Annotated in this window: 20 protein-coding genes; 15 read left to right on the top strand and 5 right to left on the bottom strand. The window is 41.5% G+C overall.

Going from position 1 to position 20,569, the window contains the following annotated elements:
- Positions 1–196: 196 nt before the first annotated feature.
- Genes VZF35_RS13570 through hydE form a run of 5 tightly spaced genes read left to right on the top strand, consistent with a single transcriptional unit; the run spans position 197 to position 5,679 of the window.
- The gene (locus VZF35_RS13570) at positions 197–451 is read left to right on the top strand and encodes a TM1266 family iron-only hydrogenase system putative regulator (protein WP_407314384.1); all 255 of its coding nucleotides are present in this window, start codon (positions 197–199) and stop codon (positions 449–451) included.
- A 2-nt stretch (positions 452–453) separates the two neighbouring features.
- Entirely contained in the window at positions 454–1,869 is a 1,416-nt protein-coding gene (hydG, locus tag VZF35_RS13565; protein WP_407314382.1) for a [FeFe] hydrogenase H-cluster radical SAM maturase HydG, read from the top strand.
- Positions 1,870–1,919: 50 nt separating this feature from the next.
- A complete protein-coding gene (locus tag VZF35_RS13560) occupies positions 1,920–3,326 on the top strand; it encodes an aspartate ammonia-lyase (protein ID WP_407314380.1) in 1,407 nt (468 codons plus the stop codon).
- 16 nt (positions 3,327–3,342) lie between these two features.
- Positions 3,343–4,599 carry a [FeFe] hydrogenase H-cluster maturation GTPase HydF gene (hydF, locus tag VZF35_RS13555; protein WP_407314378.1) on the top strand — a complete coding sequence of 419 codons (1,257 nt, stop codon included), beginning with the start codon at positions 3,343–3,345 and terminating at the stop codon, positions 4,597–4,599.
- An 18-nt stretch (positions 4,600–4,617) separates the two neighbouring features.
- Positions 4,618–5,679 carry a [FeFe] hydrogenase H-cluster radical SAM maturase HydE gene (hydE, locus tag VZF35_RS13550; protein ID WP_407314376.1) on the top strand — a complete coding sequence of 354 codons (1,062 nt, stop codon included), beginning with the start codon at positions 4,618–4,620 and terminating at the stop codon, positions 5,677–5,679.
- Between the two features lie 71 nt (positions 5,680–5,750).
- Here hydE and VZF35_RS13545 read toward each other — a convergent pair whose 3' ends face one another.
- Genes VZF35_RS13545 through VZF35_RS13535 form a run of 3 tightly spaced genes read right to left on the bottom strand, consistent with a single transcriptional unit; the run spans position 5,751 to position 8,484 of the window.
- Complete coding sequence (locus VZF35_RS13545; RefSeq protein WP_407314374.1) at positions 5,751–7,232, bottom strand: sensor histidine kinase; 1,482 nt, start codon at positions 7,230–7,232, stop codon at positions 5,751–5,753.
- On the bottom strand, positions 7,222–7,899 hold the full coding sequence (locus VZF35_RS13540) for a response regulator transcription factor (RefSeq protein ID WP_407314372.1): 678 nt from the start codon (positions 7,897–7,899) through the stop codon (positions 7,222–7,224). Before VZF35_RS13540 ends, VZF35_RS13545 begins: the two co-directional genes overlap by 11 nt.
- Positions 7,900–7,929: 30 nt before the next feature.
- The gene (locus VZF35_RS13535; protein WP_407314370.1) at positions 7,930–8,484 is read right to left on the bottom strand and encodes a ubiquitin; all 555 of its coding nucleotides are present in this window, start codon (positions 8,482–8,484) and stop codon (positions 7,930–7,932) included.
- Positions 8,485–8,947: 463 nt separating this feature from the next.
- On the opposite strand from VZF35_RS13535, the gene VZF35_RS13530 reads away from it, so the two are divergent.
- Positions 8,948–10,117, top strand: coding sequence for a hypothetical protein (locus VZF35_RS13530; RefSeq protein ID WP_407314368.1), 1,170 nt, complete (start codon positions 8,948–8,950; stop codon positions 10,115–10,117).
- Between the two features lie 199 nt (positions 10,118–10,316).
- Here VZF35_RS13530 and VZF35_RS13525 read toward each other — a convergent pair whose 3' ends face one another.
- Positions 10,317–10,715, bottom strand: coding sequence for a hypothetical protein (locus VZF35_RS13525; protein WP_407314366.1), 399 nt, complete (start codon positions 10,713–10,715; stop codon positions 10,317–10,319).
- Between the two features lie 370 nt (positions 10,716–11,085).
- On the opposite strand from VZF35_RS13525, the gene VZF35_RS13520 reads away from it, so the two are divergent.
- Complete coding sequence (locus VZF35_RS13520) at positions 11,086–11,298, top strand: hypothetical protein (protein ID WP_407314364.1); 213 nt, start codon at positions 11,086–11,088, stop codon at positions 11,296–11,298.
- An 11-nt stretch (positions 11,299–11,309) separates the two neighbouring features.
- On the opposite strand, the gene VZF35_RS13515 is transcribed toward VZF35_RS13520, so the two are convergent.
- A complete protein-coding gene (locus VZF35_RS13515) occupies positions 11,310–12,137 on the bottom strand; it encodes a hypothetical protein (protein WP_407314362.1) in 828 nt (275 codons plus the stop codon).
- A gap of 282 nt (positions 12,138–12,419) precedes the next feature.
- Here VZF35_RS13515 and VZF35_RS13510 point away from each other — a divergent pair, with 282 nt between their 5' ends.
- From VZF35_RS13510 to VZF35_RS13475, 8 genes are all read left to right on the top strand, one after another.
- Entirely contained in the window at positions 12,420–13,244 is an 825-nt protein-coding gene (locus VZF35_RS13510) for an RMD1 family protein (RefSeq protein ID WP_407314361.1), read from the top strand.
- A gap of 17 nt (positions 13,245–13,261) precedes the next feature.
- Positions 13,262–14,074 carry an RMD1 family protein gene (locus tag VZF35_RS13505; RefSeq protein WP_407314359.1) on the top strand — a complete coding sequence of 271 codons (813 nt, stop codon included), beginning with the start codon at positions 13,262–13,264 and terminating at the stop codon, positions 14,072–14,074.
- Positions 14,075–14,232: 158 nt separating this feature from the next.
- Positions 14,233–15,870 (top strand): PAS domain-containing protein, encoded by a 1,638-nt coding sequence (locus VZF35_RS13500; RefSeq protein WP_407314357.1) that lies wholly within the window; start codon positions 14,233–14,235, stop codon positions 15,868–15,870.
- 156 nt (positions 15,871–16,026) lie between these two features.
- Positions 16,027–16,584: a DUF2284 domain-containing protein gene (locus VZF35_RS13495; RefSeq protein WP_407314355.1), complete on the top strand. Its 558-nt coding sequence runs from the start codon at positions 16,027–16,029 to the stop codon at positions 16,582–16,584.
- A gap of 189 nt (positions 16,585–16,773) precedes the next feature.
- Positions 16,774–17,235: a DUF2975 domain-containing protein gene (locus tag VZF35_RS13490; RefSeq protein WP_407314353.1), complete on the top strand. Its 462-nt coding sequence runs from the start codon at positions 16,774–16,776 to the stop codon at positions 17,233–17,235.
- Positions 17,236–17,250: 15 nt separating this feature from the next.
- Positions 17,251–17,490, top strand: a complete 240-nt coding sequence (locus VZF35_RS13485) for a helix-turn-helix domain-containing protein (RefSeq protein WP_407314351.1) — start codon at positions 17,251–17,253, stop codon at positions 17,488–17,490.
- The gene (locus VZF35_RS13480) at positions 17,477–18,997 is read left to right on the top strand and encodes a DUF4153 domain-containing protein (RefSeq protein ID WP_407314349.1); all 1,521 of its coding nucleotides are present in this window, start codon (positions 17,477–17,479) and stop codon (positions 18,995–18,997) included. The genes VZF35_RS13485 and VZF35_RS13480 overlap by 14 nt, the downstream gene beginning before the upstream one ends.
- Positions 18,998–19,576: 579 nt before the next feature.
- Positions 19,577–20,530: a cellulose binding domain-containing protein gene (locus VZF35_RS13475; RefSeq protein WP_407314347.1), complete on the top strand. Its 954-nt coding sequence runs from the start codon at positions 19,577–19,579 to the stop codon at positions 20,528–20,530.
- Positions 20,531–20,569 lie beyond the last annotated feature (39 nt).

Raw genomic sequence — 20,569 nt, 5'->3', positions numbered from 1 at the left:
TTGCGTTATATACTTTCTAAGCATAAGTGCAACTAACCTGCCGCTTTCGCCAGAGGCTTAGCGCCAGCTAAGTTTTCTTTATGCTAGTCAGAAAGTATAACGTCGTTAAATACTTTCTACAGCTAAGTGCAACTAGGCAGTTGCCTACTTTACATGAATGTGCGACTTAGTTGCAGACTCTTTGGAGGACATGAGCATGGACAAGAGAATCGGGGTTGTAGGTATCGTAATTGAAGAGTTTGAAAGCGCTAATAAGGTTAATGAAACTCTGCATGAAGTGGCAAACATTATTGTCGGGAGGATGGGGATCCCCAGAAAAGAACAGGGGATAGCAATTATCTCATTGATCGTTGAGGGGACCACGGATGAAATTAGTGCTATGACCGGAAAACTCGGGAAAATCAGAGGGGTTAACGTAAAATCAGCCTTAACGAAAAAATTGGGGGAATAACAATGAAAAAGTATCTGGCACAAGATTTTATTATAGATGAAGAAATTAGAAACTCCTTAAACGAGGGAACTGACAAGGCTAAGGACAAGGACTTAGTTAGGGCAATTTTGGACAAGGCCAAGACTTGCCAAGGATTGACTCATCGGGAAGCGGCAATTCTGTTAAATATCGACGACAAAAACGTTATAGAAGAAATGTTTAAGACGGCCAAAGAAATTAAAGAGACTATTTATGGTAAAAGGATCGTTCTATTTGCCCCGCTTTACATTAGCAGTTATTGTGTCAATGGCTGTGTCTACTGCGGCTATCAAGCCTGTAATAAGAATTTGAAGAGAAGTAAGCTAACGATGGAACAACTGGAAGAGGAAATAAGAGTTCTGGAATCATTAGGACATAAACGAATCGTCATAGAAGCGGGAGAAGATCCTGTGAATTGCACCATGGATTATATTATAGAGGTCATCAAGAAGATATATTCTTTAAAATTTGCCAATGGAAGCATCCGAAGAATCAATATTAATGTAGCCGCAACCACCGTTGAGAATTATAAACGCTTAAAAGACGCCGAAATAGGTACCTATACCCTGTTCCAGGAGACGTATAATCAGAAAGTTTATGAAGAAATGCATCCTACAGGTCCGAAACATGATTACAACTGGCATACAACTGCTATGGATAGGGCTATGGAGGCAGGAATAGGGGATGTCGGCATTGGTGTCTTATATGGTTTATATGATTTTAAATATGAAACCATAGCTATGCTGATGCACGCAGAACATCTTGAGGATGCTTTCGGAGTCGGGCCCCACACCATTTCCGTTCCTAGGCTGCGAGCGGCTGAGGGAGTGAATCTGAATGATCTCCCCTATCTTGTTCCGGATGATGATTTTAAAAAGATTGTTGCAGTTCTGAGGCTGGCAGTACCTTATACTGGAATGATCCTCTCTACCAGAGAAGAAGCAGGTTTCAGAGAAGAAGTACTAGCTCTGGGAATTTCCCAGTACAGTGCCGGCTCGTGCACAGGAGTGGGCGCGTACTCAAAAGAGCATGGAATTAATAAAACAGAAGAAAAACCTCAATTTGAAGTGGCAGATCATCGATCTCCGATGGAAGTGATTAAAAGTTTGTGCTTGAGTGGATATATGCCCAGCTACTGTACCGCCTGCTATAGAGAAGGAAGGACCGGAGATAGGTTTATGGCTTTGGCTAAGGCTGGACAAATCCATAATGTTTGTCTGCCGAATGCTCTGCTTACCTTTAAGGAATTCCTCATCGACTATGCCGATGAGGAACTGAAAGAACTAGGACGTAAGGCTATTGAGAAGGGTCTTCAGGATATTCCGAAAGAGGTAGCTCGAAAAGCAGCCGAGGAAAAACTCAAAAGAATCGCTGCTGGAGAGAGAGATTTAAGGTTTTAAAGATAAATTACGCAATAAAATATTCAGCGAGCTTCGTTGGAGGATATAACATGGGCTTTAGAATTGAAAGAGACACCATCGGAGAACGTAAAATTTCTGAAACTCAATATTACGGAATTAACACTCAACGAGCCCAAGAAAATTTCAATTTAGGTGTAAGAAGTGTTAATTTAAAGCTTATCTATGAAATTGCCTTGATAAAGAAGGCAGCGGCAATGGTCAATCATCGATTAAAACAATTAACAGAGGTTAAAGCACAGGCTATCATCAAGGCCTGCGAAGAAGTCATTGAAGGGAATTTTGATCAGGAATTTGTCGTAAGTGCCTTTCAAGGGGGAGCGGGTACTTCCACGAATATGAATGTCAATGAGGTCGTTGCCAATAGGGCGATTGAGATTCTTGGCGGACGAAAAGGAGACTATAACCTTGTACATCCTCTAAATGATGTCAATATGTCCCAATCAACCAATGATGTTTATCCTACGGCCTTGAGAATTGCTGCAATTCATATGCTGAGAACCTTAAGCTATTCTCTGGCGGAACTTCAAGAAGCTCTTCAGAGTAAAGAGAACGAATTTAGTGATGTTCTTAAACTTGGCCGGACGGAACTGATGGACGCCCTGCCAATGATGTTGGGACAAGAGTTTGGTGCTTACGCTAAAAGTATCGAACGAGATCGTTGGAGAGTTTATAAAGGAGAAGAGCGGCTGAGGCAGATTAATCTGGGAGGAACGGCTATCGGCACGGGCATCAATGCATCTCAGGAATATATTTTTAGAATTACCGATACCATTCAGGAATTAACCGGTCTAGGTTTAGCACGTTCGGACTATCCCATCGACATAACCCAAAATAACGATGTCTTTGTAGAAGTCTCTGGGCTTCTAAAAGCCTGCGGTACAAACTTGCTGAAACTATCCAATGATTTAAGGCTGCTGGCTTCAGGCCCCAAGGGAGGTCTGGGGGAAATTGAACTTCCTCAGATGCAGGCCGGTTCTACAATCATGCCGGGAAAAGTGAATCCTGTCATACCGGAGATGATCGGGCAGGTAGCCATGAGAGTCATGGCCAATGATCATGCAATTACGCTGGCGGCCTCCTCTGGACAGCTCGAACTAAATTCCTTTATGCCGCTGATCGCTGAAAGTCTGCTGGAATCCCTGGAGCTTCTCAATCGGGGAGTCACGTTATTTCGAGAAAAATGTATCACAGGTATTATCGCCAACAAAGAAAAGTGCCGGGATACTCTTGAGAAATCTGCTGTACTTGCAGCGGCTCTGGTTCACCATCTTGGGTATGACCAGGCCGCTCATCTGGCTAGCAAAGCTTTAAGGGAAAACAAGTCCATAAGAGAAGTTATGAAAGAAGAAACAACGTTTAAGGATTCCAGGATTGATGAGATTCTAAATCCATTGGAAGTCACAAAGCCAGGTATACCGGGAAGGCTAAGGAAATGATTACGGAGGGATTCGGATGAGCTTGAATGATGCACCAAGAGGGGTGAGAGTCCACTTAGCGCTTTTTGGCAAGAGGAATGTGGGAAAATCCAGCGTGATTAATGCGCTGACAGGGCAGGAAACGGCTATCGTATCTGAGGTAAAAGGAACAACCACCGATCCTGTTTTTAAAGCTATGGAAATTCTGCCCATAGGACCATGCGTGATCATCGATACAGCCGGGCTTGACGATGTTGGTGAGTTAGGAGAGCTCAGAGTCAAAAAGACCTGGGAGGTCCTCGACAAAACAGACATTGCCTTGCTCATCGTCGATATTAAAGCCGGTATCAGCGAAGTGGACCGCACAATCCTTGATAGGTTTAAGGACAACAAGAAACCTATTATCGTTGTCCTAAACAAGTTGGATACCTTGGAGAACATTGACCCGGAGAAAATTACGATTCAGCTGCAAGAAACTTTAAACACTCCTGTGGTTGCTGTATCTGCTCTGAAAAAGCTGGGGATTAAAGAATTAAAAAGTGCTATTATCTCTGTGATCCCGGAAAATGAAGATACCTTTAAAATTGTCGGGGATTTGATCAACCCGGGGGATTTCGTGGTGTTGGTTACTCCCATTGATAAGGCGGCCCCCAAGGGGAGGTTGATTCTTCCTCAGCAGCAAACGATTCGTGATATCTTAGAAAGTGACGCCATGGCAATTGTCACCAAAGAGTATGAACTAAGAGAGACTCTAAGCAATCTGGTCAAGAAACCAAAGCTCGTGATTACAGATTCCCAAGTTTTTCTAAAGGTCGCTGCAGATACGCCTAAGGATATCTTGATGACCTCATTTTCAATCCTATTTGCCAGGCAAAAGGGAGATTTAACAGAATTTATCCGAGGGGCTAAAGCGGTCGATAGACTCAAGGATGGGGATAAAGTTTTAATCGCTGAAGGGTGTACCCATCACAGGCAATCGGATGATATAGGCAGTGTGAAGATCCCTAGGTGGATACGTCAAAGAACAGGTAAACAGATAGACTTTGAATTTTCGGCCGGAGCTTCCTTTACAGATGATGTCAAGAAATATGCCCTTATCGTTCATTGCGGGGCATGCATGATGAACAGAAGCGGTATGCTCAGCAGAGTAGCAAGTGCTAAGGCACTGGATGTACCAATTGTCAACTATGGCATTCTAATTGCTTATGTGCAGGGATTGCTGACGAGAGCTCTTGAACCATTCCCGTTAGCTAAAATGATCTTGGAAGATGAGCATGTCGACTTGTTACTTTGAAGGAGTTGAAGTGACTTTGTGAATACGAAGCATGATTTATTAGATAAGGCCTTTCAGACAAACCATCTGACAAAAGAGGAGATCACAGTTCTCCTGGAAACCATAACTCCTGAAGAAAGGGAAATCCTCTACAGCAAAGCGTTAAAGACGAAACAAGCCTATTATGGGGATAAAGTTTATTTGAGAGGACTCATTGAATTCTCCAACATTTGCCGGCAGGACTGCCTTTACTGTGGTATCCGAGCTTCCAATGCCAAGGTGGAGCGCTATCGGTTAACTCCGGGGGAAATTTTGGCTTGCTGTGATAAAGGATATGAGTTAGGCTATCGCACATTTGTTTTGCAAAGCGGTGAAGATCTTTGGTATACCGATGAGATGCTCAGCGCTTTGGTTCATGAGATTAAGAGACGATATTATCCAGAAGTTGCTGTTACGTTATCGATTGGAGAGCGAAGCGTGGAAACCTATCAAAGCCTTTTTGTTTCTGGAGCAGATCGTTTTTTGATGCGCCACGAAACGGCTTCGCAAGAACTCTATGAAAAGCTGCATCCGACGATGCGCTTCGAGGATCGCCGGGCTTGCCTGGCAGCCTTGAAAAAGATTGGTTACCAGGTGGGAGCCGGGTTTATGGTTGGGCTTCCCGGACAGACCCCTGCCGATTTGGCAGAAGACCTCCACTATTTAAAGGAACTCCACCCAGACATGATTGGGATTGGGCCCTTTATTCCGCACAGTCAAACTCCTTTAGGGACAGAAAAAGGCGGAACAATAGAAAATACGTTAGTCATGGTGGCCTTGGCCCGTCTGCTTATTCCAGACAGCCACATTCCTGCCACAACGGCCTTGGGTACTTTGCATCCCCAAGGCAGAGAAATGGCCTTGCAAGCGGGTGCTAATGTTGTTATGCCCATCATCACTCCGTCAACCGTAAGAAAACAGTACGCACTTTATGAAAACAAGATTTGTGGCGACGATCATCCTGAGGATTGCCGGTATTGTATAGAACGGAGAATTCAGTCTGTTGGGCTAAAGGTGGATCTGGGCAAAGGGGATAGTTTGCAGTTTATCTCCAATATGTAATAGCAAAAAGGAGAGGTGCAGTGTTTCCATCGAAACACTGTACCTCTCCTTTTGTATTAACTGTTATTGCCTTAGTCCTGTTTCTGCAAAAGGGATTTGGCCGCTGCAGGGAGCACAATGGAAATTCGTGTGCCGATATCCTGCCTGCTTAAAACCTCCATATGCCCGCCGTGCCTTTCGGTGATCCATTTGGCGATGGATAAACCCAGCCCTGTTCCGCCTGTGGCCCGGGCTCGAGATTCATCGGCGCGGAAGAAACGGTCAAAGATTTTGGGGACAGCGTCGGGAGCGATACCGATGCCCTCATCCTGTACGGTCAACCGAGCAAAATCGTCTGAACCAGAAACAGAAATAGTGATTCGTTTACCTGGAGTCGTATATTTCATAGCGTTGTCAATGAGTATCCGCAGTGCCTGTTTAATAAGGCTTTTATCTGCGTTAATGAATACCGATGTAACACTGGAATCGTATTCGTGACCACCGTCGATCATTTGAGTTTCCCGCAGCACTTCTAGAGCAAGAGCGGACAATTCAAAACGCTCCATTTGCAGTGCCATGGTGTTATTGTCGCCTCGTGCCAGAAAGAGAAGCTGTTCAACCAAGCCCTTCATATTCGCCGTTTCATCTTTGATAGCATCGATGGATTCCTGTAAGGTCTTTTCATCGTTCTTTCCCCATCGATCCAGCAGGTTGGCATACCCCTGAATGACAGAAATCGGTGTCCTTAGTTCATGAGATGCATCTGATACGAAGCGTGCCTGGGAACGGTAGGATTCATTAATTCTGTCCAGCATCCCATTTATGGCCGATGCGAGGGTTTTTAGTTCGTTTTGCGTATCGCCTACTGAGATTCTTGTATCCAGCTTAGCGGCATTGATGTTATCTAACTTGCCTGCCAGAACTTCTAGCTGGGCCGGGGAAAAGAAACCGTCGGTACTTAAATTTTGGGCTGTTTCCGCCAATTCCTGAATGGGTCGAAGGGTGTTGCGGATCATCCGTGCTCCCGTGAAAATGCTGCGGAACAGCATCAGAAGCTCCAAACTTAATATTAAGGCAAACAGGACGGCGTAGATTTGAAGAGTCTCTTGAGGACGGAAGGAAATACGATAAGAGCGATTCCCGACCTCTATCGTCACATTATAAGTAACCCCCACGAATCTTCCCCATTTATTTAAGCTTTCTGAATCCTGCAGATCAATACTCCTGACACCGGATGCAGTTTGTTCGGGAAGGTAGGCCTGCAAGGATGTTGGGATATGAAACCCTTTCGCTTCACCCGTTTGCAGAGAAACGCTGCAGCCTGTGAGGGCAAGCCAATCTTCTGACTCCGGGGTAGGTAGTCCCGTTTGATTCAACCTTTGGGCCACCGCTGCCACGTTCTGTTCGGCATGCATTATTAGTCCAGCCACAGATCCTAATCCCAGAATCAGGTCAAGAACCATAAAAAGACCCAGCGTATGTAAAAATAGTTTGATGTTCAGTTTCCAGACGATGGAAAATCGAATCCTAGTGCCAATACCGTCCGGGGGATTGTTTACGGGTTCATCGTTCATCCTTAATCACATATCCCACTCCTCTTACGGTATGAATTAGTTTAATATCAAACACTTCGTCGATTTTTCCGCGCAGGAAACGGACGTAAACATCGACGGCGTTGGTTTCTCCCGTAAAATCAAAGCCCCAGACATTCTCAAGCAGCGCCTCTCGGGAAACGACCAGCCCTTTATTTTTGAGTAGAAAATGAAGAAGGTCAAATTCTCGCTTAGTAAGATCAATAGGGTTGCCCATCATAGTAACCGTACGCCTGCTTGTGTCCAGCAACAAGCCGGAGGCAGACAGCACCCCTGGGTCTTCCGGCATGGTTTTTCTGAGAGCGGTGCGGATTCGCGCCAGAAGTTCCTCAATGGCAAAGGGTTTAGTGATATAATCGCTCGCTCCGCTGTCAAGTCCCGAAACTTTATCTACAACACTATCACGCGCTGTCAGCATGATGATGGGAACGGAGGAGGTTCGGCGAATTCTGCGCAGAACTTCCATTCCACTTAATTTAGGCAGCATAACATCCAGCAAAACGAGGTCGAACTCGCCCGTTTCGGCGAGTTCAAGCCCTGTTCTGCCATCAAAGGCTTTTGTTGTGGTATACCCCTCATAGCCAAGCTCCAGCTCGATAAATCGGGCGATCTTTTCCTCATCCTCAATAATTAGGATTTTCAAACTCATAGAAAGTCCCACCATTTCCGCAAATTTTTATTAAAAATTTATGGACTTCTTGAGGTTTTCGGCCGCGTCTGCCGCACTATCCATAGCGTCGTTGACGGTATTTCCGCTGAAATCAGGCCCGTTGAAACGATAGCGTAAACCAAAGAATAGTCCGATGACAACCAATGGAATGGTAACCCAGAAGGCACAAATAAGCAGTAGGGCTAAGACAGTGACTGGAAAAGAAGCTTTGATTTCGTCACCTTTGAGTACTTCAAAGGAATTGGCATTCCCTCTGCGAATCATTTTCACGCAGAACTTCCCAATACTTTTCAAGACAGAAAAAAAGGTTTTGCCATCGTGACAGTGATGATGATGGTGGTGCTTTCCCCAGCAATTTTCTTTAAAGGATTCTGCGTTTGGGTCATTGGTTTTGGCGCTGCTGTAATAGCCTCCTCCGGTGGGAGCGCTTATTTTTCCTTGTTTTTCAAGGTAAATAATGGCTTCAAGCAAATCGCCATTTGCAGCGTCAAGAGCAGCCTTGGCCTCTTCGTAGCTTATATTTGCCATGGCACACAGTTTTTCCACATGTTCTAGGGTTGTCATGAAAAATTCCTCCTTGTTTTCCGTTAGAATGTCTCTTTGCGTAATCCGCTTGATTCTCTGGGCCGCAATTGAGTATGAATGAATTCTAACCTAAAAAACTTCAAGGACAATTTGACTAAAATTAAAATTGGATTAAAAATTATAACTCAAAATTATAGTTAGTATTGCTGAGTCCATAAAATTTAAAACGCACAATTGAAATGATTTTCTCCATAGTTGATTATCGATTTCCTATGTTAATGAATTAATTCAAGTATAGCATGGAAGTATTCCGACGAACAGAAAGGCCAAGGTCATCACTTATTCTACTCGGAGGAACGGAAAGTTCCGGTCATAAAGTTACTATTTACCATATTGAAAACAGAAATATTTGCCGATATAGATCATAGAATGATAAAACGCCATTTAATGGAGGGAGAGGGAACAAATAAGAACGAAGAGGATAATTATCTGGATTTCCTTGATGACTACGTTACTGCTGGTCTTAACTGGGTGTAGTTTAAATCAACAAGAAATTTTTAATGCAGCTTTGAAGATGCAAGATGTGAATTCAAAACAGGTACATACTGTGATGACGTTTCATATGAGTGGTTCCGGACTCGACCCAGATGTTCAACAACAAGTGGATGCGGCCTCTGCACTACTAAATAACGCGACCTTGGGCTTTGATGCCAAGGCTAAGACTAATCAGCAAAAAACCGTGAGCCAAGCTCAAGTAATTATGAATTTGGTGACTCCGCAAGTGACCTTAAATGTGCCTATTTGGGTAGATTCTGATTTAGCAGGAGATACTCCAAAATTAACCGAGATCATACAACTTCCTCAAATTGCTAAGGTTACCTTGCCTGATCAGTTCAAGAGTAAGGATTACATGGTTTTGAATCCTTTGGATCAGCAGAATCCTGAATCAGGTAACCTCGATATGACGAAACTTATGGAACTCAGTCAAATTTTTAGAGATAAGGAAATTAGCTTCTTAAAGAGTTACTCGAAACGATTTAATCCAAATTTCGATACGGTAAGTAGTTCGTCGGAATACATGACGACAGACGATGGCAGTAAGATAGTAAGACGTTATGAGATAAGACTTGACGATAAACAATTCAAGGATTTAATTCGCTACACCGTCAATAACTTCGTCCAAGATAAAGAAGCTATGAATTTTATTAAAGATTTTATGGATTTTACTCTTCAAGTGAGCCAAGGTCCGGATCAAGAGAAAAATTTAAAGGCTTTTGATCAAGCGTTTGAACAATTCGATGCTGATAAGCAAGCAGAGTTTTTAGCAAACTTTAATGACGTAATGGACCAATTGAAGGACGTCAATATTTTAGGAGATAAAGGGCTGGACCTTCAATATTACCTTTATAACGGGTATATAATAAAAGAAAGCGGAACTATAAATCTCAAATTGGATTTAGCCCAGATGAATCAATTTGTTCAGGCTTTGAACGGTCAACAAGGTGCATCCGGCGAGGCAAAAGGTGCCTTGGATATGCTCGTCAACTTTAATACAGAGGTTTCTGGAATAAACGCTCCAATTGAAATTGATTTTCCGGAAGTCAATAAAACCAACTCATTTAATATGACGGATATGACGGATTTGCTCAAAAAAGCGGACAAAAAGAATTAACAGTTAGAATGGATAAGAGTTGAGTCATATTCCTAAAAGGCGTTCCCGAAAAGGGAGCGCCTTCTTTATACTTCCTTGAAATAGCTATTTTCATCTTCCGATGGTGCCCCGTTGGCAGCATGGGAGTCTGGTAATGAGCAGAAAGAATCGGAGTTTTAGACTATGATTTGGTTAGAATCACAAGATGAGGTTAATACTTTTATATTCCTTCAGTAGGCTTCCGCAGAAGAAAAATAACGGATGCCAGAATAATTAATACCTCGATTCCCAGAAAGAATGGTGGAGGCTTTATACTTGTGTGGAAAAAAGAATGAACTCTAGCTAATGAAGCTGACCAATTTAAAGTCCAATTGATATCCGGTAATGCTCCAAGAAACGCAGCAATCAGAATTCCCAGGTCTTTCATGTGCCAAGCGAGCAAAAGTAAAAACATCCCAGCCAGTATTGCCAGAGTGTCATTCAGAAGAACACTTAGCTCATAGTGGGGGATTGCATCCAGGAAAAAATGTGCCAAGAATGCAAGCAGATAACCTTCAATCTTATAAGGAACCCTCTTGTATACCGTCGCACCTACGATCATGTGTGTAGCACCAAGCATAAGTTTACCTCCTTCTCTCTCATATCTTACAAGCGGAACGCCACTATTATACCTTGGCTAAACGTTACATGCCGGCTGCTTGGTTAAAGTCTATTGACGAATAAGAGATCAATGAAAATCATTTAATCCTTTACTATAAAAAAGTTAGGAAAAAGGGTATATTGAAATAGGGTTATGAGTGTGATAGGATTGTCGAAAATGGTAGGAAAATTACAGCAAGGTGAGAGTAAATGTTATATTTCCTAGCCTACTTAGTAGTCGTGACTTTTTTGCTGCTATTTAATTACGCTGCGCACGCAAAAGAAAAAAACATGAAGGAAAAAGAATAGAATACAATAACACCTTTTGGAGAGCTTAATCGCTCTCCTTTTTGTATGTTAATAACGATAGGATGCAGCATCTATCCAGGTATGATAAATATCCGGCGATTGCCCTGCTTCTTGATCAAACAAAAGAGTTTGATCAGGTAAGTTCCGAGATTATTGAAAAGGTCTTTAAAAGCAGTAAAAGCCGTAATTTCCTGTTCACGAAAACCATGGATGATAGTCCGGAGGAGGTAGCTTATGCGATTAACAATAGCTGAGCAGTATTTGCTCAGCTCAATTGCCTGATTTTGATATGGTAAACCATAAAACTTAATCCTAAAGTAAATAAGGAGCAGATCAATGCCAATATCGAAAACATGAGCATATGGGCATTAAAACGATTGACTTGCAAAGTGTATCTGTATACGTTGACACCTATTGAGTTACTAATGATGGTGAGAATAAACAAAACTATATATAGCGAGGTGAGTCCGTGGACTGCTCCTTTAATGTCCGCCCAACTTAAGGCCATGTGTGAAGAAACACTAATAGCCATTACAAGGAAAATCCAGAATCTTAGGGTAACTAAATTGTGCGGGCTAAAGAGGTTTTGGATCAGAACGAGACTTGCCTTGGCAAACCCCTTGACAAAGGTTAAGTTAAAGGGATTATCGAGCATTCCTGCATGGATATAAACTTCAAAGAATTTAAAGGAGTTGGGCAACAAAAAGTACAAGCCCAGAAACAAAGCGCCAATACCGCTGATAATGGGGGCGATGCCAATAAAAAAATTGCCCGCAGTTTGATAGACACTCCTTTGATTATAGGAATGAGAGACATATCCTAAAGTGCCATCTGTACGATGAATCGTCAGCAATCGAATATCCCTAATTTTATGGCCAAAAACGAGACACATCAAGGCATGCCCAAATTCGTGAACTGGAGTCCCCAGCCAAGCGGTTGCTAAAACCCCTTTAACTCCGAAAGCAGCAAAGAAGTATTTGTTGGCTTGGCGTTCCATAAGACCTAAGATCAAGCCGATGACAATTAGTGGCCCCACAAGGCTGACCAATTCCACGATACTAATCTTTAAGGCTTCTGCTAATTGGTGTTCCATTAGATTTTTATGCCTTCTCTTTCATAATAATTGTGCTAAGAACTAGCTCTACAAGTTCGGATAGTAATTGTTGCAACCGTTCATTTTGCCATTCTTTTTCCTCATCGATTGGTTTACCTGAATTAGTTTATGATGATTTTCTTTGGTGAGCAATCCGCCGCGATGTTTTGTTATGGTAATAAGCTGATTTGCCTAAAAAACAGTAGAAAAATGTCTTTACTGTACATACTACAAATATCTACTTATTGTCATTAAGATTAAACAGAAAGTTAAGGGAACCCTATGAATGACTTAAAGTTCAAGGCCTTTGCGGTGACTAATGAAATCGATCTTAATAAGATTGCTGTAGAATGCAATATCAGGAAAAAGTATACTTGGGAGGAGCCTCTTCTTCTCCAGGACCAGGTGCTTAGAACAATTATAGGAGAAGAACCTGGGGACGATGAGAAGATCCTAATATTTTCCTTTGGGAGTATTGTTTTTATTAACTCAACCAAACAGCATACTGAGGCTTTGATGCGTTATCTGAAAAGTATAAAGTCTGATATTGAAATCGGACGTTATGAAAGGTTTCAGGAAGACTATGTACTTCATCCGGTTGAGGGTGAAGACGTTGAGTTTACTGATCGTTACGTTCAGATTCCCAATATGGCGTTGTTTCACCCGCAGCTTATTTCCATCGTGATTGCCAAATCAGTGGCCCTTGAAAGAATAGAAGAGCAGCTTGGCAAAATTCTTGATGATATTGAAAGTAAAATTGATAACCTGGAAAAAGGTAAATTAAATATCGGGAATAAAGATCTTGCCAAAACAACTTCAAGGATTGTCAGGCACGAATACAATACCATAGCCTATATCATGATTCTTGATAAACCCGATATTACCTGGATTAATAGTGATGCAGCGGATTTCTATGAAAAGATGTCAGAGTTTTTTGAGCTAAATGACCGCTACGAGGTGATAAAAAGCAAAACTGAAATCCTAAAAAGTATTATAGACGGGTTTTCCTCCATAAGCCATTCCATACGCGGATTGTTTGTTGAGTGGGTGATTGTTCTGCTGATTGTGGTTGAATTGGTGCTTATGGTGCTTGACTTAATCAAGTAAAGACAGGTGTGGGTAGTATGGATAAAATAATGCTTAATACCTATAAAGTTTCAACAAGGTTACCTCTCGCACGGGTCGCCTCATTTATAAACCTAAGGAAGGACGTAAGCTGGAAGGAATATATTAAATTAGAAGAGGCGGACGTTGAGAAGATTTTAAAATATGCTTCAACCAATAAGGCAGTATATCTATATAAATACGGGTGTATTACCTTTTTGAACCTCACTCAAGACGAAATTTCAATTTTTCTTGACTATTTGGGAACGTTGTTCATTGATTTGGATTATAAATTACTGTCTAAATTTAATGAGACTCATGAGATGATCCTTTCGAGAGATGCTCATGTAAACCTGTGGGAAGGCGATGAGGTGAAATTTCATTACCAGCAGTTTGTGAGTGATATAGCAGCAACGATTTTAGCAAAGTCCACCGAGCTTTACAAGATTGAAACCGAGCTTTCAGAGGTTTTGGATGAGGCGGGAACGTTTATAATTCAGCTGAATAGGGGGTATTTAAGGGCAAACAGCAAAAGGGTAGCTGCAACCCTTGCCAAAAGCATCCGGTTTAAATACCGGAGCATTGAAAGTGTAAGGCTTCTTGGCAGACCCTCAGAGTTTAAAAAGACCATCGAATCAAGACAAATATTTGACAAAATGAGTGAGTATTTTGAGCTCAATGAACGATATGCTGTATTATTAAATCAGATGAATATTTTAGACTCTATTACGGGAGAGTATCTGAGCTTTGGCAGCAAACAATCAGAAAAGAGGCTTTTGTTATTTGAAATATTGCTTCTGGCCAGCTTTCCGCTTCTGCACATTCTATCGTAATAATCGCTAAGCCTCGGTTAAGACACGAAAATTACCGATCTCTCAGAACTCCGTAAACCATAATTATTGTGTTGTTTGTAGTAGAGTCTATAGGTTACTGATTCGGTTTAATTTACCGTTAATTTAGTTGGAATCGTTGTGGGAAGAGGGATGAGGATATGAATCTCGAACTGGAGATTTGTGATTGGCAAGAAATCTTTGAATCTGTACATAATGGTATTATTGCGATCAACCGAAACAAAGAGGTTATTATTTTTAACCGAGCGGCCTCAATCATTCTAAATATCCCTAAAGTTCAAGCAGTAGGAGCACAGATCGAGGCGGTGATCTCCAACACACGGCTGGTCCAAGTTATGGAGACGGGATTGGAAGACCACAACCAGCGTATGGAGATTAATGACCGGGCGATTATTTCTAGTCGAAGTCCGATCTGGCGAGAAAATACGATCATTGGGGCCGTAGCGATCTTTCAGGATATCTCTGAGTTCGAGGCGCTATCTCACCAACTGGATACGTTTAAAGTGATTAATTATCGGTTAGATGCTATCATCGGTCCTTTAGATGACGGAATTGTTGTAGCAGATGCGAAAGGTATTATTATTCTTGCCAATGATGCCTATCAACAAATGACGGGGATTACCACCAAGGAATTCGTTGGAAAACACGTGCGTGATTTGTTAAAGCAGGGCTACATGAATAAATCCGTTACAGAAATGGTCGTGGAACGACGATCTAAGGCAAAGTATTTTTATTTTAAGCTTTTAGATTACTTTGGTATTAAAGATGAAGCATTGGAAATGTGCCACATTCCTTACCAGCTGGTATATGCATCCGACAAGGTACTGGATCTTTTGGGCTGTGACGTGCGTGCCGCCAGACTGAAACCCATCAAACAGGGTGAGAGCTATTATGCCAAGAAATGGGAAGATGAAAAGAGCTATTTCTATAGAAATGACTGGGGAACTGTCTACAGAATGCCAAAGCTTCAAGGTCTCTATTACGATTTAGCCGGATGTGCTTTGGGAGATGCAGAGGATGAAGAAGACGACAAAAAGTTCGTGTGGCCCACACCGGATAAATTTGATATGGCAGGACGCAAGGAACTAGAAGATTATCGGGAAGCAGGATTTGCGACCACCATATCAGAGCAGTTTGGCAATGGCTTTTTGCAAACCGGCCCTTTGATTTGGGGCTTTGAAAACTGGCTTACCATGTTACTTGCTGAGCCGGAACGCTGTATACCCTTTATTGAGAAACACCTCGAAAAGAAAATGGAATTCTATGATAACATCTTTGGCGTTTACGGTGGGCTGATCGATGTTACCAGTGAAGCTGATGATTTTGGAACACAGCGTGGAACCTTTGTTTCCCCAAAGCTCATCCGAGAGATGATTCTTCCTTATCATAAGAAACTGAACGATTATATCAAATCCAAGGGAGATGTCAAAATAACCCTCCACAGTTGCGGTTCTGTTACAGCAGCGTTGCCGGACATTATTGAAGCAGGCTTTGATATTCTGAACCCTGTACAAATTGCTGCAGCAGATATGGAGCCCGAACTGTTAAAGAGTAGATTTGGCAAAGACATCGTATTCTGGGGCGGTGGGATCAATACTCAATCGACACTTCCCAACGGAACGCCCGAACAGGTTAGAGAAGAAACCAAGAGAAACATGGATATCTTCGCCAAGGACGGAGGTTTCGTGTTCTCGGCAGTGCACAATATTCAGGATGACGTTCCTATTGAGAATTTTATCGCTATGTGGGAGACGTTCCAAGCTAACTGTAATTATTAATTATAACTTGCGAATAAATTTATTAGAGAGACTGTTTAAAACCAGGGAAGACGATAGGTCCCCTGGTTTTAAACACAAGGTCCTCTAAGCGTTTGCAACTAAGCTTAGGGGTGGCCTTGCCTCGAAAAAGTGTACAAAGTAAAAGGGGCGATCGATATGGAAACGGTTTTAAGCAATCTCGTCAAGGAAGCTCTTACCTTAAAGGCAACGCATGCTTCCATCACAGAAGTGGCTAAAATTACGTTCAACAAGGACTTTAGGAAGCTATGTGAAGAAAATTCATGTGGTTCCTATAAAAAGAACTGGATGTGTCCTCCTACGGTCGGTCCTATCGATGCTTTGATCAAACGGGTTAAGACTTTTAAGCAGGGCCTGTTATTCCAGACTGTTCATCAGCTGGAAGATTCTTTTGATTGGGAAGGCATGCAAGAGGGGAAGGTAAATCATGAAAAGATATTCAGGAAAATTCTTGAGCATGTGGAGAATAACTATACCTTTAAGGAAATTCTCCCCTTAAGTGCGGGTCGCTGTATGTATTGTGTAAAATGTGCCTATCTTGAAGGGAAAAAATGCTATTTTCCCGATAAAGCAGTATCGTCTGTTGAAGCCAATGGAATAGATGTCATGGCCTTAATGAAGGATTCCGGAATACCTTATAATAATGGCCCAAATACGGTTTCTTATGTAGGCCTGATATTGTTCTATGATACCTAAGATGCAATTTCCGAGCTTAGTAATAGTCATGCGAACCGCCAGATCAATTACGGTCTGGCGGTTTTTTTTGCTTCGATATCAAAAATCAATAAATATTTATCGTTTATTGATAAATATTTATTGATAAGTATAAAATTTTCGTTTATACTGATTCAAAAGAGGAATGTCATAAAGGAGGAAACGTATATCATGGTTATCTTGGGAGAAAAAGGATTGTCGGGTATCGTTAAACGGATTTTGGACTTTATTTTCCTAGGGGGTCTTGGAATCTATATCGCTCTTCCGTTTGCGCTGAAATGGTATATGAATACTATTTATCGAACGAGCACTGAAAACTATTACTTTTTGCTTGGATTCCTCTACATAACCGGGTTAGTGTGCCTGGGGTTGGTTAACGAGATGAGGAAGATATTTAAAACCCTAAACAGAAGAAACCCTTTTATGTTGGATAATGTTAAAAGTCTGAACCGCGTTGGAGGGTCTTGCCTTGTGATTGCAGCAGCCTATATGATTAAGATTTTTTTCTATAATTCGGTTCTAACGGCGATTATTGCTATGGTGTTCATTATTGCAGGGCTTTTTGCTATCGTTCTGGCAGAAGTTTTCCAACAGGCCATAGCAGTTAAGGAAGAAAATGATTTAACAGTATAAGAAAGGATGCTTAAGATGGCTATCGTTGTAAACTTAGATGTCATGATGGCAAAACGAAAAATTGGTTTATCAGAATTAGCAGCAAAAATTGATATTACTTTGGCAAACCTTTCGATTTTAAAAAACAATAAGGCTAAAGCCATTCGTTTTACGACCTTGGAGGCGATTTGTCGCGCTTTAGACTGTCAGCCGGGGGATATTTTAGAATTTATGCCTGATGGGCACATAGGAGAGAGTGACGATGGATCAAATTAATATGCAGCCATTAGACAACAAAAGCGAGGGTTTTGCCAAGAAAGAGAATGGCTATCTCTTGATTTCTGCACTAATCCTTGGCTTACTATTTGATTTTTTGTTCTATGGCAAACCCCTTGGGTTGTCCTATCCGTTATACATAATAGCACTATACAGCTTCTTATTCTGGAACATGCGAAATAATCAACAAGGGCAATTTAATAGGAAATTGCTTCTGGGCATCCCTATTATTGCTCTTTCTTTTACCTATTTAATTTATTCCAATTGGATTTTTACGGTTTTAAATTTCTTTATCATTCCAATTCTCCTCGTTGCTCATACATTGCTTCTGACCTCCAACAATCGACATGAGTGGTTCAAATCTCAATTTTTGATGGAGATAATTCATGGTATAGTTGCCCGCCCTCTAGCGAACTGCCTTAAGCCTTTTTATGTGATATCGAAATTTGCCCAAGGCAGAGCAAATCTACGTAAGTTGGGAGTGGCAGGCAAGGTACTGGCAGGTTTACTGATTGCAGTAGCTTTGCTCATTGTAATCGTTCCCCTCTTAGCTTCTGCAGACGATATCTTTCGCCAGCTTGTTGAACGAATACCGAACGTTTTCAGGGGCATCAGCTTTGGTGAATTTGTTCCAAGGTTGATGATTGTGGCTGCAGTGACTTGCCTTATCTTTAGCTACCTTTGGAGCCTGTTTAATTCAAAGGCAAAATCAAAGGAGGCAGTTTCAGCTTCCGACAGCCTGACAAACACGAGAGTGTTTTTAGATCCGATTACTGTCTCCACCATGCTTGTTTTGATTGATTTGCTTTATGCCTTTTTTATAGCAATTCAGTTTTCCTACCTCTTTGGCAGCTTGAAGTACGGTCTTCCTCAAAATTTCACCTATGCACAATATGCCAGGAAAGGTTTTTTTGAATTGGTTGTCATCACCTTCATAAATCTGATAATTGTTCTGGGGAATATGAATTGTATTAAATTGTCAGGCGGCAGGCTGGATAATGCTGTAAAAATCTTAAATACAGTTCTAGTGGTGAGTACTTTCATCATATTGTTATCGGCCCATTTCCGAATGTCCTTGTATGAAGAGGTATACGGTTTTACCTATCTGAGAGTATTGACCCATGCTTTCATGGGATATCTGTTTGTGCTGTTTATAGTTACCTTGTGTAAGATATGGCGTAAAACTGTACCCTTACTCAAAGCTTACATCGTAATATCATTAGTTGCCTATACGCTGCTTAATTATATTAATGTAGACAGCATTATTGTTAAAAATAATATCGACCGTTACAATAAGGGAAATCCTATAGATATTCTATATTTGACAAGGCTTTCCTACGACGTCGTACCCAAGCTTGCAGACTTTGCGAACAGCGTATCTGATCAGGTGTTGGCCGGTCAGTTGGAGAAGGGGCTTACCTACAAAAAGCAAGCGCTGGAAAAAGAGGACCACTGGCAGTCTTTCAATATTTCCAGATACAGGGCCAAGAGAGCTTTAGCTCACTAGTAACTTCGACAACTCCCAATGCCAGTTGGTTGTTGGATGATCTCGGGAATATTCAGAATGTATCGGACGTTAAATAGGAAAAATAAGTAAGAATGGACCGCTTGAGATGAAAAAGCTAATACAGTAAAAGAGCCATCCCTTGGTGGATTTTTAAAATAAAGGATCAAACCTTGAAGAAATTCTAGGTTTGATCCTTTATTTGTGTATTCTATCGTATTGAAATAAGCAAATGCCCTCCAAATAGACTAATGCTTAAAGGGTTTTACTAATCTGTAGTTATAAAGTTAAATAAACTTAAAAGCTGTTTTACCATAAATTACACTAGTTTGCTTAAATAATTTGGCTATGAAATGCCATATTTTATTAAGTTATTTAGTAACTTATTGATTTTACTCGATAATATTAATTGTGAATAATAACCATGACTCAATACCAATTGCTAAAATTGGTTTAATCTACAAATTGACCACTAAAATTTACTATGCTATTATAGCGAAGCAATGGAAAATAGAATGAAACAAAGTAAATTACAAGTAATTTTTAATAACCTTGATGATTATTAAAGTATTGAGGTGAACTATGAAAAAAACCATTTTTATCTTAGCTTTGGTTTTAGTCATGTTAAGCTCAATTGTGGCAGGAACATTGGCTATGTATACTGTCTCCATTGACAACCTGGCTGAAGGCAGTGTCGTTGCTAAAGAGTTCGTCTTTGTAGGGGGAGGTACTGATACCTTTCAGCAGGGATTGAAAATAGCGCCGTCTGAGACCACTCAGTGGCAGTTCAACGTTAAAAACTATAAAGACAGTACAGTATCTGAAACGGATATGTACTACAAACTTACGTTTAATATACAAGCTTTAACAGGCAAAAAGGCCATAGACCCTTTGCAAGTTACCGTTAAGGATTCCAAAGGCAATGTGCTCAACAGTGTGACGGGAGTGGGCACCTTTGATGTGCTGGGATCATTTCCCCTTGCAGTTAATGGGCAGGAGCAGGATTATTTTGTGCAAATACACTGGCCGGATAATGGCTCTTCCGACGCTAAATATGCCGGCAGTAATTATGGAACGATGATCAATGTTAATGCTGTTGCTTCCCAGATTCCTTTTAGTACGTCCCCATCCCAGGGAAAGCAGGTCAGCGTTCGTTATGAAACAACAACTCCATGGCAGAACGGACAAAGCGGTGTTTATCAATATAATTATAAAGTTACCGTCACCAATAATACCTCTCAGCCAATCAATAATTGGAGCCTTGGCTTCTACCTTCCTACGGATACGCTGACCGGCGTCTGGAGTAATGCCAAGTTAGTGTCCACCTCACCGCCGGGATACTACAAATTCCTTAACCCTGCTTATAACAATCAGGCAACAGATAATATATTACCGGGACAAAGCGTTTCCTTTGGAGGTCCGGCACAAGGTATGGGTACTGCGGCAATCCAAAGTATTAGTGTTGGCGGAAGTAATACAAGTGATATTACGAATGTGAATTTAACATGTCAATTTGGCGAGGCATCCTTAAACTAAGGACCTTGGCTGGATTATATGGATGAGACGAGGAGGGGG

The sequence above is a fragment of the Desulfosporosinus paludis genome, assembly GCF_045689965.1.
In the GTDB taxonomy this organism is placed as follows: Bacteria; Bacillota; Desulfitobacteriia; order Desulfitobacteriales; family Desulfitobacteriaceae; genus Desulfosporosinus; species Desulfosporosinus paludis.
Note: the sequence above shows the minus strand (reverse complement) of the source record. Positions and strands in the feature narration are given on the sequence as shown.